Here is a 13,964-nt window from a genome sequence, read left to right as displayed (position 1 = left end):
ACTTGGGATCCCCCCGTCGCGATTTCTCACATTGCGGAGGTTTCGCGCCTGCTGCACCCCGTAGGGCCTGGAACCTTGTCTCAGGTTCCATCTCCGGGCTCTTGCTCTCACAACCCGTACCGATCAACGGCTTGGTAAGCCTTTACCTAACCAACTACCTAATCGGCCGCAGACCCATCCTTTGGCGAAAAAACATTTAAACAAAAAACCATTACAGGAATAATTGCCTATCCAGTATTATCCCCAGTTTCCCAGGGTTATCCCGGTCCTAAGGGTAGATTATCCACGTGTTACTGAGCCGTACGCCACGAGCCTAAACTCGTTCGACTTGCATGGCTTAATCGAATCCCAATAGCAGTAACATCTGCCAGGATCAAACAGAATTGAAACATAACAGACATAATAAAGTATAAAGTATTATGAAGTACGCTAAAAATATAGACGAGTATTACACTAAACTAGTTTGTAACTAATTCACCACATACTACAAAACCAACATCATACTTGAGAAAATTCAAGTACTCACAAATGTATAGCTACATGCGGAAAAGCAACCATCATAGTTAAGATTGTACTATACAATAAAACTTAGGTCATCGCCATAAAACACATAGCACATCTAATAGGCAAAGAAATTTTATTAACAAAATCAATTAAAAAATATTGCAAAGTATATTAAAAAATTATAAAAAATAATTTTAATAAAATTTAATAAAAAATAAAGATTTATTGATGGTTAATAGTAAAAAACAAAAATTAAAATTAATTTTATAAAAAAAATTTTTTAAAACTGGAAAAAACAAAATAAAAAAAAGTTTTAGATGAAATAAATAAATAAAAAAATAATTCATAAGTTTTAGGGCAATTTAGAGGCAAGTTTTATGTTCTCATATATAAATGTAACTGTTTAGTATATATTACTCAAGTTTTTTTCGTATAACTGAGATAATTCTAGTTAAACTCCTATGCATCTTAATTCCATATTGCTCAACAATCTCAAAGCCTACCTCATCAACCATCGGTTTTAAATCAATAAAGTGAGGACTGGCCATACACAAATAGGCGTCATCCCTCATATTATCATATATTGACTTATAAAATTCTTTGATGATATTTTCCCCATCGACATCCCCAGTAGTGGTGGAAATTCCATAAGGAGGATCAGTGACAACCGCCGCAACCTTTTCATACATCTTAAGTTCACGAACATCGAGATTGAACGTTCGGTAATCTGTAATGCCGTAGTGCTCCAAATTAATGGCTGTTCCGTTTTTCATTTTCCAGTAAATATCCGAACCGACAACCTTGCATCCGATAAGTCCGGCTTCGATTAAAATTCCACCGGTTCCGCAAAATGGATCAAGGACCAATTGTCCCTCTTTGACTCTGGCCAGATTGACCATGCATCTTGCCAGCTTTGGACTCATGGAGCCTGGATAAAAAAACGGCCTTTTATGAGGTTTTGTCTCTTCAAAATGCTTTTTGTCTAATTTGATTTTTTCAATGGCCACATATACAATGTCTTCAAATGCAACAACACGAACCAGTGATTTCGGTTTTTTGAGATTGACCTTAATATTATCACAGTTTTCCAAAATCAAAGAGCCTATCTTTCTTTCGGTTGCAACCGTGTCAATATCTGAATGGAATCTTTTTACCCTTACGGCAAATGTTTCATCGATATAGCGTGACCAGTCGACTGAAGATACATCGCCATTTAACCCTTCAATAGATGAAGTGATTATAATCTCGTGAACTTCATGAGTATATCCTAATCTTTTAGTGAGAATCCTATAATAATCTCCACATTTTTTAGAATCAATATCTCTTAAAATAACCAATCCCTCTGTGATAACACCGATATTCGCATCAATATTTTCACAATCCATAACCGCTTTGAGCTCAGCTATGGGCAATTGAGGGTGTTCCTGAGATTGTATGCATAATAATTCCATGTACTTCACCTAAAAACAAAAAATTTCCATTTTTTTAAACCGTTGAAGGCAATGAATAGCCGAACCTATTTTTTGAACTTGTCGAAATGTCTTCTGATAACTTTTTCACTGGATTCCATATCCTTCGGTTCATCCTGTGCAACATTTCCGATACTTTCATTATAAAGAATTTCAGGTTCATTATTCTGATAGCTTTGCCCGTTGTCATATGAATATTCGTCAGCCACTTGATTAAAATAACCATCATTTTGATAGGAGCCTGAAGCTCCTTCGAACCTTATGGAATTGTCATCATAAGGTTCATATTCATACCTGTTGTAGCGTTCATCATTATAGCCCAAATCTTCAGGATAATACTCATATTCCCTTCTGGAAGTATCATTTTCACGCCAAATAGGTGTAATCGGTTCAAATTCATCATAATATTCGTTTCTTCCCAAATAATCATCATTGGATTGGAAATTCCTTTCAAAAGATGAGTTATGTCTGGGAAATGCATTTTGAGGCTCGCTGTAAACCCTTGAATTTACCATGTGGGAAAAGATAATTTCCTCAACCTTGGAAGGATTGCTGATGTTGGACAGTTCAAGCTGGTTATTGTCATAGGCGCTGAACAGGTTAATTGATCCGATTCCAAACAATCTTGCAATAATGCTTTGAGAAGTATTAATATCTTGAATTCTGGCATAGGGCATATAATTTTTCTTGGTGGACAATACCCCTGATTTGATAATGACTCTTGAATCGGTTAAGGTATATTCCTTTGAATACCATCCCAAAAGTTGCCAGATAATGTAAATTATAATAAAAAGAATGACAACAAAAAAGGCTATTGCCGCATATCTTGTTAACGGAAGGTTAATGCGAGATATCAAATAAACTTGCATTTCACCAACGAATCTAATGAACATCGGTGAAACCATTAAGACAATAGCTAATAAAACAACACCGTAAATAGCTTTTTTACATCCAAAAACCATATTCGGTTTTGCATTATAAAGAATTCTCTCATTTGTTATATCATCATTTTTATCGAATAACATAATTTATATTATTAGAATTTCTTTTAAATAAAGTTTTACAAAAAAAGATTAAAAAAATAAGCCTCAGCTCGCCCATCATTCATCACTAATCAGAGCTCATAGGGTTCATCATCGGCTTATTGTATATGAAATTAACCAAACATCACGCCGGCTTCTGTTTTGAACAATTCGTCTTCTTTAGATTTGCTCATTACCTTATCAATAGCATCCATAAAGTCAGCTACAGTAATCTTGTCACGTTTTTCACGAATTGCAAACATACCTGCTTCAGTACAAACGGCTTTGAGGTCCGCTCCTGAAAGACCGTCAGTCAAATCGGCGAGAATATCAATGTCCGCCTCTTCATCGAGTGACATGTTTTTGGTATGGATTTTAAGAATTTCCCTTCTTCCGTCAACATTTGGAAGAGGAACTTCAATGAATCTGTCAAAACGGCCAGGACGCAACAATGCAGGGTCCAAGATATCCGGCCTATTGGTTGCACCAATAATTCCAATATCTCCTCTTGATTCGAAACCGTCAAGTTCAGCAAGCAGCTGCATTAATGTACGTTGAACTTCCCTGTCACCACTGGTGGAACTTTTAAGCCTTTTAGCGGCAACTGCATCAAGTTCATCTATAAATATGATTGCAGGTGCTTTTTCTTTAGCCAATTCAAATACTTCACGAACGAGCCTTGCCCCTTCTCCTATGTATTTTTTAACAAATTCTGATGCTACAATCTTAATAAATGTTGCATTGGTTTCGTTAGCTACGGCTTTTGCAAGCAAAGTTTTACCGGTTCCCGGAGGACCATACAACAATATTCCTTTAGGAGGTTCGATACCAACCTTTTCAAACAATTCCGGTTCGGTTAAAGGCAGTTCAACAGTTTCCTTAACTTCAATAATCTGTTCTTCAAGACCGCCAATCTTTTCGTATGTAATGTCAGGTTTGGTTTCGATTTCCATTCCGGAAACATTTGCATCCTTTTCAGATGGTAAAACTTCCACAATTCCAAAGGTTTGTTGGTTTAGTGCCACTCTGGAACCTGGAACCAATAATTTTTCATCTAAGAATTTTGAATAATTGACAAGGAAGCTAGGTCCTGTACTACTTTTAACAGTCATTCTATAATCGTCTAAAACTTCAGTGATTGTTGCTAATACTAAAGGAGGAGATCTGAATCTATCCACCTCTGAGCGTAGAGATTTAGTTTCTCTTTCTAATCTAATCTTTTCATTTTCAATTAGGACTTTATCCTTTTCTAATTTCCTAACTTTCCACATTAGGTTGCTTTTTGCTTTGGATTTTTCTTCTTTCAAGTAATTAACTTCTTGTTTAAGAGATTCAACTTTTTCAATTAATTGTTCTTTAGAAGAATTTTCCAAATCGTCAAAATTATCCATGTGAATCAACTCCAGTTAGTTTTAAATTCTACATTTTGTTACTTTAATAACAATTAGTAACTTTAAATATTTAAATGTATTCATTTGAATTGAAACCAACAAATATTATTTAAAGTATTATATGCATATAATTAATTAACAAAATAAGGAAAACTGATTAATATGGAATGCGAAATCTGTGGTAAAGAAGTACCAGAACATAATCCAATCAGGGCAAAAATTGAAGGATCAGTAATGGTTGTTTGTAAAGAGTGCTCAAAACTAGGAACAATTCAAAAAGCACCTCCTAAACCAAAATTTAGAAAACAGGATAAATCTAAAAAGTCAAACCCCACCAGAAATAAAAGTTATTCTAGAAATGATGAACCTACAGAAGAGTTGATTGAAGACTTTGAAATGGCTGTAAGAAACGCAAGGGAAGCGAAAAATTGGTCTAGAGAAGATTTAGGTAAAAAAATCAATGAAAGGGTTTCAGTCATAACAAGAATTGAAACCGGGAAAATGACACCTGACAACAAACTTACAAAAAAATTAGAAAAAGCATTAAACATCAAATTGCTTGAAAAAGTAAATAACGTTGATTTGAATCAGTTCATTTCCAGTTCATCAGGTGAACGCACATTAGGTAGTGTAATGAAAATCAAAAGGAAATAGCTATTTTTTAATATAGCTATTCAGTTTCTCATTTTTTATATGTCTTTGCTTTCCTTGAATTGTATAATCAATCATCCCATCATTTTTTGCTTTATGAGAATGATACCCCCGGAAATTAGGAGAGTCGTCCAATAAATTTTTTAATTTATTATATTCATCATATTCATTGCTGACAACCACAACATGGGCTGGGGGATGAATTTTTTTTACTTGGATAATACTTAATGTTGTATCTTCCCTTACAAAAAAAGCGGTTGCTACATTTGATTTTGTTCTGAGCTTGGAGTTTAGAATACTTTCAACCAATGAGTCCGCAAACTCGGCATCGATAGCTTTAGGCTGTGTAACTAAATTTAAATTGCCGTGCCTTTCCATATCTGATATTGCATTAAGTAACTTTGAATTATTTTCTCCCCTTATTAAAATTAATGCCATAATAATATCCCCAATAAAAAAAATAGGTGAGAAATCACCTGCTTTGGAAAGATTTCAATAATCTGCTTCTAAATATGACCAGTAAAATCAGAATAATTCCGATTACCGTTTGAATGCTTCCTAAAATATTCAGGATATTTCCATCAATAGGCAAATCCCATGAAGGAGACGATTTTTCGCCAGGAAGTGCACTATAATAAACACCAACTGCCTTTGAACTCTGTTTTACATTTAAATCTTTAGGTTCAACATGATCAACACCAACTAACAATCCATTATTAATAGCTCTATTTATTGAACCTGCAATTGCAGATGCATCATAACCATTTTTGGCAACAGATGCTTCAACAATTTCTTTTGTAGTTGATGCGACCCCTGGCTTATCAGTTCCATAAACGGAAACACTGACAGATTTTGAACTGACAGTTAATGCATTGCCTAAAGCCTGATATGCATAAACTGTTTTGAGTTCTCCACCACAAACAGGACACCTGCCGTATGCTTCTGATGCAGGATATCCCATTGACCAATCACATTCTTGGCAAGCTTTTGAATACTCTTCATTCATCGCATAACCTGTCTTATTCATGTCTTGAGGAGTAAACATGTCCCCAGTTGAGATACCTGAAATTAAATTTACTCCACCACCACCGTATTTTTCACCTGAATCATTTGCCACCTGACCTAATGATTCGGATAAAATAGTGGTTGCAGGATAACCGTCCCTAATCATTTTTCCGATATTCATAGCGACTTCCTTACGTACACTATCAGCAGTACCATACATTGGATTTCCATTTGTATTCCTCAAGTGAATAATGGCTCCTTTTTGGCCCGGCTCTAAAGTAGCAACACCACTGCTATAAGGAGTAACCTTGATTTCATTGCTTGCATCATCGACAGTAATTACATAAGCATCAAATGACCCACCTATTGCCGCCCCTATATTCGGACCGCCAACAAGAAGACGAGCCCCCTCATATTGGGATGCGATAGATGCCGCAGAAGCTGCGGATACATTATTATTTAAACTGGCAATTGCATCAATAATAGAATCCAGCCTGGTGTCTGAACTACCTGTACCCCCTGAGAGTACGGCAAACTGATTATTCTTAGACATTATAAATGTTGATTGAAACATGTTTTCTGCAAAGGACATACTTCCTGCAGCAGCACCGTTGGGATCCTTACCTGACGGGTCTGTAATAATTAAAATGTTACATGTAGCTGCAACGCTACTCATAGTCATTAAAAATATTATTAAAAAAACAATTGAAACTTTAAGTTTATTCAATTTATCCACCCGCACCGGTAATTGATTTGTTTTCAAGTTCAACAGATGAGAAGTCTTCAATAACTGTTACAGTGACAACACCGGTGTTTTTATCAACCTGTACGTCGGCAGCTGTAATAGGAGTAATGGAAGTACCCGGAACCGTTGACTGTGTGGCGAACTCCTGTGCCGTTTGAATAGCATCTTGCAGGGAAACTTCCCTGATGGATGTTTTTAAAATATCCCCATAAATAACACTGCCATCCCTAAAACCGGCCTGCATTACATTTGCCCTAATTGTATCTACTGGAACAATGTCATTTCCTTTAATAATAACTCCGGAAATAGGGATACCGTCATTTATATCACTAGAAGATGCATATGCAACATAAGTAACTAAACGACCACAACCAATTAAAATAAACGCCAATAATAAAATAATTAATGTGTCTCTTCTAATCTTTATAAACATTTTATATCCTCTTTATCTAAAATTCAATTGAGATAAATTATACATTTATTATATTAAATTAATATAATATTTAAATTTATATTATATCCTTTAACAGTGATTCAGCAGGATCCATTCCTTGAGCCCCAATCAATAAAATAATATCCTTTTCACCAGCTTTCTTATAAGTTTCGGCCAAACACTCTTTGAGAGTATCATAATGAATGAATTTGACATTGTTTTCATCCAATGTATTGAAAAACACTTCCCTTTCCTCATCTTCAACAAAGTTCAAATCGTTGACAACATCATTGCTTGAAGATAAAACCAACTTGATTCTATCATCCATTGACTCGACAAGGGCCTCCACATTCAGTTTATTTATTTCAACACCTCTTGACCCCCTAATGGAACATACCACATATAAAGTTTGATTTTCAGGAAGCATTTTGATGGTTTCAGAGATTGTTGCCTTGATTCCATCAGGATTATGTGCAAAATCATCCAAAATTAAAGGTTCATCATTCAATTTGGCAAAACGCCTATTTAATGCCTTATATGATTTAACACCGTCAATTATATCAAGCATATTTATTCCAAGTGAGATGCAGGCCCCAACAGCTGACAAGATATTCTGAACAAAATGATAACTGTTGAATGGCAATTCACTATTCCTCAAGATAATATCCCCTCTATAAACAATGGATTCACCATCATAATAAACGGAATTATCTTCATCGATTTTATGCATTGATGTGAAAAATGGGTTTTTAGCATCCAATTTCATTACCAACTCATCATCATAATTCAACACGCAAATTCCATCACCAATAGCCTCGGGAACCGCTTTGATCTCATCAAAAACATCATCAATAGAATTTACAAGACCTATGTGGTCCATTGCAATATTAGTTATAACCCCAACTTTAGGTCCTACAGCTTTACTCATCAAGGCGGCATGATTTTCCATGAGCTTGCCCAGCCATCCCTGAACTTCAGACACTTCAATAACAAGATAATCCAACTCCCCGTTGCTCAACACTTCATCAGATATTAATTTGGAAACCATAGGATCTATTAATGTATTGAATTCTGATTCGCTGTCAGTGTTTGTAAGTACATGATATCCAGCATTTTTTAAAATATGATAAATCAAGTGGGATGTTGTGGATTTGCCATTAGTTCCTGTAATTACAACATTAGTGGAATTCTGAGAAAACTTCCGGATGGTATGTGAAAGTGCAAATGCATTGGCCAATTCTATCTTATCAGTGATTATTAACGGGAAATTTAATTTTTCAGCCAGTTCAATTGCACCGTCTTTTGGAGTTTGAGTAATAAGACATGCAATATTCTTATCAAAGGCTATCTCAACACCTACATCATTGACCCAATGCCTTATAACAATATCTCCGGTATGCGCATCATTTAAAAATGTAAACTTGCCTGTGAACCCATCAATAGAAAAAAATTCATCATTGCCTATAAGTTTCCCGTTTACAGCATTTGCCAAATCGTTAATATCCATACAATCACCCTAAAAAAAGAAAATTAAAATAAGTACATCTTAACAAGAATTCCTATTACACATAACAATACTGTAATTGCCCAATAGCTAAATACGATTCTTGTTTCGGACATACCATAATGATTTAATGTGTGATGTAGCGGTTCGACCGGCAATTTGATAATGTGTGCCCTGTGCAGCAAACTAACAACGACTGAAATAATAGGAACTCCCAATGCAAGAACACCAAAATATGGAATATCTCCAATTAAAACGGCTGCTGCATAACCTGTTCCCAATACAAACGAACCGGTATCTCCCATAAATATTGAAGCAGGATATTTGTTGAAAACTAAAAATCCCAGACATAATCCTGATAAAATTAAAAATGGGGGAATAATGCTTACAGGCCCAAATAGATATCCATATACACAACATGCAATGGAAGCAATGCCCACAATACCTGCTGCAAGACCATCCATACCATCAATCAAATTAACGGAATTAATACAACCCAAAATAGCGATTACAACAACAGGAATGGCAAATATACCTAATTCAAAGCCACCTATAGTTGTCACAACACCTGTTAATCCTAAGAATAATCCCAAAACAATTTGGCATATGATTTTTTCCAATTCGCCGGGTTCAGTTTTGATTGGAACTTCACCAATGACCTTCACTTTACCCAATTTAAGCAGGTCATCAACTTCAGCTTTTGCCTTTGGAGTTGCAACACGAACTTCCTCACCAGGCTCAACGTCCAACCTTCCCAAAGTAATGACATCATCGGAAACATTTACAACAATCTTTTGAACCTCTTTAATTTTAAGACCAATTAGATCGTCCACTAAACCCACAATACCTCCGGAAAGCATTATAAACGAAACAATCAGAATTGGAGTATTCTGATAATAAAGAGAAATGACAAAGGAAATTGTAAATAAGAATGCAATACCACCCATAGTTGGAGTACCGCTCTTATGCCTATGTTCACTTACTATAGGATTATCCGCAATCCTTGCTTTCAGCAATATCCTTCTAACATAAAATGTGAAGAATATTGTAGCGCATAATGTTATTAAAAAAAGAATTAACATATCTGTATTAATCATCATACCACACAATAAATCTAGATTATACTATAAAATCTATTAATAATAGTATATAATTATAACTTATAACACAAATTACATTAATTTTTCAACTAATTTTTCTAGTCCTTCTTTGGAAGTGGCTCTTGCAGTTACTCTCTGATAACCTTCAGGACCATGAACAACAAAATCATTGCATTCAAAAGATTTTACAGGTTCTTTTGGGGCGGGACCTTCATAATTTCCTATTGGAATTTCTGTAGAATAGTAATACTCAAGATTGTTGAAAACGTTAGCTGTTGAAAATTCACCAGTTGCCATATTGACCAACTCGCATAATGAATTGATGCCGCAAGTGGCTGTTGTCAGATATCTTGTGCCGTTAGGACGAGTATTGACTTCAATCGCATATAGCTGGTTATTCTCTTTTGAAAACATGAAATCCATTTCAAAAATTCCGTCGGAAGCCAGGTTTTTAGCAACCTTATATGCAGTATGCTGAACTAGATTGTTGTCCAAACCTTCAATCATGCAAGGCCCAGTTTTGACCTTATTAAGAGGATGTGTTCCCTCCAAAGTTGTCTCTCCTTTATAAATAGGAGGCAATGCGACATATTCTCCATTGAAACCCAATACCTCAATTGAAATTTCTGATCCTTCAACAAATTTTTCGCACAATGCCTGATTGAATTCATCAAAGTATTCGTTCACATCTTCAATCGATTTGGCAATTTTGATATCCTTTCCGCCTTGTCCGGCACCTTGCTTTAAGACAACCGGGAACTCCAGTTCAAGCTCATCGGGACTATTTAAAATTTGGTATTCCGGAGTAGGTACGTCAATTTCTGTGTAAAATTCCTTAGTTTTAATCTTATTTGATGTTAACTCAACTGCCCTCACGCCTGCCGCAATTACGGGAATTCCATATTCCTCCTCAACTTCTTCTTTCATGTGAGCAACGTCAATTAACGGAGGATCAATACCAATCAGCGGAACGATGGCATCGACCTTTTGCATTAATGCAACCTGTTTTGGCCCGTCCATACCCCGAGGAACAATGAATACCTGGTCAGGCAAATCCAGGTTAATGGCATCTTCATTGGATTCTGTAAGTACGCTTTCTATTCCTTTACTTCTAACATACCAATCAATATCATCATATAATCTTGATCCTATAAACAACAATTTCATAATATTATTCCCTTTAATACATCGATAAATTCATAAGCCGTTTTTTCAACATTTTCCGTTAAATTTTCGGAATAATCCATTGATTCAGGTTCAATACCTATGAAAATTATTCCAAAATCAGTATCCTTTTCCAGATATCTTACAAAGAACGATAATGACATGGAATGTGTTGAAATGCCTATGTTTGCAAAATCATGCTTATCCACAATTCTAATATCACCCGGCTTGCCACCCATCAAACATGCATCAACAATAATCAGGTGAGTCGGTTTTTCTTTTCTGATTTTGCCTGTGAAGTTTTCAGGGACAGTTTCAGCATTAATAAACAATAGGCTTTTTTTATTTTCAATGCCATCTTCTTTTAATCTTTTAATAATGAATGGCCCTACACCATCATCACATTTAAGCTCATTTCCCACACCTAGGACTATCAATTTACTGCAATCAGCAAGGAAATCCTCCAGCTGAGATTCAAAAGACATCGTTTTTTCACCTTACACATATTCCGTTTTAATACTTTCAATCCCTTTTCCCATAATATATTTTAATTTAACATTTATAAATTCATTGCTCTTCACAAATCTCTCATCCAATGGGATTAATAAAGGAGGATTCAGCATGGGAGTCGGTCCGCATACAATATCATCATTAAGCAGCACAAAAGTCGTGATCTTTAAACCGTTGACTACCCCTTCCATTTTGGCCTCAATTGAAATAATCCCTTCAAATTCAGGGTCAATATCATCTAAAAAATCAAATTCCGAATAAACTTTAGGGTTTGAAAATTCTTCATATTTTGCGCCGTCCTCATCCCAGTGAACATTATCCCTTTCCATATAGACTAGTTCAGCCGTGTTGATAATGCCCTTGGGAATTATAGTGCCGTTTTGCTTGAGGAATTTTTTGGCATGCCTGAGGACAGGAATCTGCTCCTCATCTATCAAAGCGGTATCCATCATTTCACAAACTATCAAATCGGCTTTTTTTGTGAAATCGTAACTTAAAACATCACTGTTTACCACTTCAACATTTTGGAAGTCTGATAAATTTTGCCTGGCGCATTGCGCTGCTTTCAAGCTCACTTCCAGTGCGATAATCTCTTCAAAATAAGGGCTTAAAAAATAAGACAAAACTCCGCTGCCGCAGCCTAAATCATATGCCAATTCGTTATCTGAATCATATTCCAGAATGGCATTGTAAAAACTGGCCAATCTTTCCTGATCTTTTAATAAATCAGAATGATACGGAGTTGTTTTGAATTTCATGAAAAAAATAATAAAGATTAGTGGGAGTGGGAGTGGTCATGTGTGTGTCCCGGTTCACTAAATTCTTCTCCATTAGCAGTACTTGTGAGTTTTACGTGTTCAACACCTTTTAGTCTCATGATTCTTTCAGTCAACTCACGAATCTCAGCGATATCACCATTTACCACTACAATTTCCATACAATACTTGTCAGTCATGTGAATATGCATACTGGTGTTAATCTCATTTCTGAAACTGTGTTGGATTTCAGCAAGGTTTTCCATGACCCCTGTATAGTGGTGGTCGTAGATAATTGTTACAATACCTATTCTTTGTCCTTCCATGGAATTCATCCACTGATATCTTACAATATAGTCTTGAAGTGCATCACGAATTCCTTTTGAACGTGACTGGTATCCCCTCTCTTTCAGTACTTCATCGAAATCTGCCAATAATTTTTTAGGTAAAGACATACTTATTCTCATCATATAAAAACCACATCATAATGTTAAATATATATTTAAATATCTAATTTTCTAGTTATATAAATATTATGATTAAATATAAAAAAAATATTACTTAATTATTATGAAAAACAGAAAAAATATTACTCTACAAGCAGATAATACTCCCCATCATCCTTATTTATGGATTTCAAGAGTCCCTTGTTCTGTAAAGATAAAATAATGTGATACATTCTAAAATTAGACAATTTTAAGTCACCATACAATAGATGTCCTTCAAGAGTATATTTGGATATGACATTCTTATCGTCAACCAGTTCCTGAATTAGTTTATATGATTCCATTTCCTTCATATTCAACTCCAACTCCTCAACATCCTTTTTAGAATTGACGGTATTAATTTCCTTTTCGTGCTCGGATAAAGAAATCTTATTGTCTTTAAAGATAATCAGCTCCTTATCCTCAAGTTCCCCTAAAATTTGAACCAAGTCATATTCATGAAAACCCAAATCCTTTCTCAGAACGTTGAGAGGAATTCCATCAGGATATTCTATTGCAAAAATCTTGACTTGATTTAGGACAACTTCCTCATTTTTAGTAATGGTAATCATATAATCAATATCTATATTTCATCTAATACTTAAAATTTTAGTTGAAAAATGAACGATTTAAGACAATTGCAATTCATTTTCCAGGGCTTTTGCTTCCTGTTTATTTTTTTCAGCAACCTCTTCAGGTGTTAAATCGGAAGGTCTTGTAAAAAACAAATCGATATCATTGACTATCTGACAGATTGACATATGGACCAATTCCTTTAATGCCAAACTTTTTTGAACCCTATTCAATGATTCATCCCCATAAATTCTGTCATAATCATTTCTATAATCCTCACGGATTTTTTCAGGATCCAAATCCTCCTGAAGTTGTTTTTCATCATATTCTTCTGTTAAAAGCAAAAATTTAATTAACTCCTCTTTTTCCTCGTGAAAATCATCTTCACTGGAAATAACATCCCTGTAATATGAGCCAACTGATTGGAAAACATCCCTTGAGACATTTCCGTTTATAATATTGTCCATAAATAATTCAAAAGAGCTTGAAATATAATATTTGCCGTTTTCCTCTTTGGTTTGGAAAACCAATTCGTTTTCAACATTTGCAACATATTGAATGAAAACTATTTCCCTGCCCTTTTCAAATGATTTTATATTAAATTTAGAATTCTTCAATTTATAATCCGCATTTACTTTTAATGCATTTTCGAT

The 13,964-nt window shown here is 35.0% G+C and carries 15 protein-coding genes and 1 rRNA gene; 1 reads left to right on the top strand and 15 read right to left on the bottom strand.

Features of this window, described 5'->3' with window-relative positions; translation table 11 throughout:
- From ACJMLZ_RS06850 to ACJMLZ_RS06835, 4 genes are all read right to left on the bottom strand, one after another.
- Positions 1-384 (bottom strand): 16S ribosomal RNA (locus ACJMLZ_RS06850); the annotation flags it as partial.
- A gap of 533 nt (positions 385-917) precedes the next feature.
- Positions 918-1,955, bottom strand: a complete 1,038-nt coding sequence (locus tag ACJMLZ_RS06845; RefSeq protein ID WP_405304838.1) for a TIGR01177 family methyltransferase — start codon at positions 1,953-1,955, stop codon at positions 918-920.
- A 65-nt stretch (positions 1,956-2,020) separates the two neighbouring features.
- A complete protein-coding gene (locus tag ACJMLZ_RS06840; protein ID WP_405304836.1) occupies positions 2,021-2,998 on the bottom strand; it encodes a PH domain-containing protein in 978 nt (325 codons plus the stop codon).
- 131 nt (positions 2,999-3,129) lie between these two features.
- Positions 3,130-4,386, bottom strand: a complete 1,257-nt coding sequence (locus ACJMLZ_RS06835; RefSeq protein WP_405304834.1) for a proteasome-activating nucleotidase — start codon at positions 4,384-4,386, stop codon at positions 3,130-3,132.
- 162 nt (positions 4,387-4,548) lie between these two features.
- On the opposite strand from ACJMLZ_RS06835, the gene ACJMLZ_RS06830 reads away from it, so the two are divergent.
- A complete protein-coding gene (locus ACJMLZ_RS06830) occupies positions 4,549-5,040 on the top strand; it encodes a multiprotein bridging factor aMBF1 (RefSeq protein ID WP_405304832.1) in 492 nt (163 codons plus the stop codon).
- On the opposite strand, the gene ACJMLZ_RS06825 is transcribed toward ACJMLZ_RS06830, so the two are convergent.
- The 11 genes from ACJMLZ_RS06825 to ACJMLZ_RS06775 form a co-directional block, all read right to left on the bottom strand.
- On the bottom strand, positions 5,041-5,475 hold the full coding sequence (locus ACJMLZ_RS06825; protein WP_405304830.1) for a DUF356 domain-containing protein: 435 nt from the start codon (positions 5,473-5,475) through the stop codon (positions 5,041-5,043).
- A gap of 34 nt (positions 5,476-5,509) precedes the next feature.
- Entirely contained in the window at positions 5,510-6,724 is a 1,215-nt protein-coding gene (locus ACJMLZ_RS06820) for a hypothetical protein (RefSeq protein WP_405304840.1), read from the bottom strand.
- A 46-nt stretch (positions 6,725-6,770) separates the two neighbouring features.
- Entirely contained in the window at positions 6,771-7,220 is a 450-nt protein-coding gene (locus ACJMLZ_RS06815; protein WP_405304828.1) for a hypothetical protein, read from the bottom strand.
- Positions 7,221-7,296: 76 nt separating this feature from the next.
- Positions 7,297-8,727, bottom strand: a complete 1,431-nt coding sequence (locus ACJMLZ_RS06810; RefSeq protein ID WP_405304826.1) for a Mur ligase family protein — start codon at positions 8,725-8,727, stop codon at positions 7,297-7,299.
- Between the two features lie 23 nt (positions 8,728-8,750).
- On the bottom strand, positions 8,751-9,833 hold the full coding sequence (locus ACJMLZ_RS06805) for a glycosyltransferase family 4 protein (protein ID WP_405304824.1): 1,083 nt from the start codon (positions 9,831-9,833) through the stop codon (positions 8,751-8,753).
- Between the two features lie 63 nt (positions 9,834-9,896).
- Positions 9,897-10,991, bottom strand: coding sequence for an acetyl-CoA carboxylase biotin carboxylase subunit family protein (locus ACJMLZ_RS06800; RefSeq protein WP_405304822.1), 1,095 nt, complete (start codon positions 10,989-10,991; stop codon positions 9,897-9,899).
- Positions 10,988-11,473, bottom strand: coding sequence for a hydrogenase maturation peptidase HycI (hycI, locus tag ACJMLZ_RS06795; RefSeq protein WP_405304820.1), 486 nt, complete (start codon positions 11,471-11,473; stop codon positions 10,988-10,990). The genes ACJMLZ_RS06800 and hycI overlap by 4 nt, the downstream gene beginning before the upstream one ends.
- A 12-nt stretch (positions 11,474-11,485) precedes the next feature.
- Positions 11,486-12,256: a methyltransferase domain-containing protein gene (locus ACJMLZ_RS06790; protein ID WP_405304818.1), complete on the bottom strand. Its 771-nt coding sequence runs from the start codon at positions 12,254-12,256 to the stop codon at positions 11,486-11,488.
- A 17-nt stretch (positions 12,257-12,273) separates the two neighbouring features.
- A complete protein-coding gene (gene nikR, locus ACJMLZ_RS06785) occupies positions 12,274-12,723 on the bottom strand; it encodes a nickel-responsive transcriptional regulator NikR (protein ID WP_405304816.1) in 450 nt (149 codons plus the stop codon).
- A gap of 119 nt (positions 12,724-12,842) precedes the next feature.
- On the bottom strand, positions 12,843-13,310 hold the full coding sequence (locus ACJMLZ_RS06780) for a hypothetical protein (protein WP_405304814.1): 468 nt from the start codon (positions 13,308-13,310) through the stop codon (positions 12,843-12,845).
- Positions 13,311-13,367: 57 nt separating this feature from the next.
- A partial coding sequence (locus ACJMLZ_RS06775) for a hypothetical protein (RefSeq protein WP_405304812.1) occupies positions 13,368-13,964 on the bottom strand: 597 nt, incomplete at its 5' end.

It is taken from the genome of Methanobrevibacter sp. (assembly GCF_045126245.1).
Lineage (GTDB): Archaea > Methanobacteriota > Methanobacteria > Methanobacteriales > Methanobacteriaceae > Methanocatella.
The sequence above is the reverse complement of the archived record's forward strand: the minus strand, read 5'-3'. Positions and strand labels throughout refer to the sequence as shown.

Bases quoted from the DNA above. Each gene is read 5' to 3' on its own strand.
- ACJMLZ_RS06845 (WP_405304838.1), bottom strand. From the start codon at position 1,955: ATGGAATTATTATGCATACAATCTCAGGAACACCCTCAATTGCCCATA.
- ACJMLZ_RS06840 (WP_405304836.1), bottom strand. From the start codon at position 2,998: ATGTTATTCGATAAAAATGATGATATAACAAATGAGAGAATTCTTTAT.
- ACJMLZ_RS06835 (WP_405304834.1), bottom strand. From the start codon at position 4,386: ATGGATAATTTTGACGATTTGGAAAATTCTTCTAAAGAACAATTAATT.
- ACJMLZ_RS06830 (WP_405304832.1), top strand. From the start codon at position 4,549: ATGGAATGCGAAATCTGTGGTAAAGAAGTACCAGAACATAATCCAATC.
- ACJMLZ_RS06825 (WP_405304830.1), bottom strand. From the start codon at position 5,475: ATGGCATTAATTTTAATAAGGGGAGAAAATAATTCAAAGTTACTTAAT.
- ACJMLZ_RS06820 (WP_405304840.1), bottom strand. From the start codon at position 6,724: ATGACTATGAGTAGCGTTGCAGCTACATGTAACATTTTAATTATTACA.
- ACJMLZ_RS06815 (WP_405304828.1), bottom strand. From the start codon at position 7,220: ATGTTTATAAAGATTAGAAGAGACACATTAATTATTTTATTATTGGCG.
- ACJMLZ_RS06810 (WP_405304826.1), bottom strand. From the start codon at position 8,727: ATGGATATTAACGATTTGGCAAATGCTGTAAACGGGAAACTTATAGGC.
- ACJMLZ_RS06800 (WP_405304822.1), bottom strand. From the start codon at position 10,991: ATGAAATTGTTGTTTATAGGATCAAGATTATATGATGATATTGATTGG.
- hycI (WP_405304820.1), bottom strand. From the start codon at position 11,473: ATGTCTTTTGAATCTCAGCTGGAGGATTTCCTTGCTGATTGCAGTAAA.
- ACJMLZ_RS06790 (WP_405304818.1), bottom strand. From the start codon at position 12,256: ATGAAATTCAAAACAACTCCGTATCATTCTGATTTATTAAAAGATCAG.
- nikR (WP_405304816.1), bottom strand. From the start codon at position 12,723: ATGATGAGAATAAGTATGTCTTTACCTAAAAAATTATTGGCAGATTTC.
- ACJMLZ_RS06780 (WP_405304814.1), bottom strand. From the start codon at position 13,310: ATGATTACCATTACTAAAAATGAGGAAGTTGTCCTAAATCAAGTCAAG.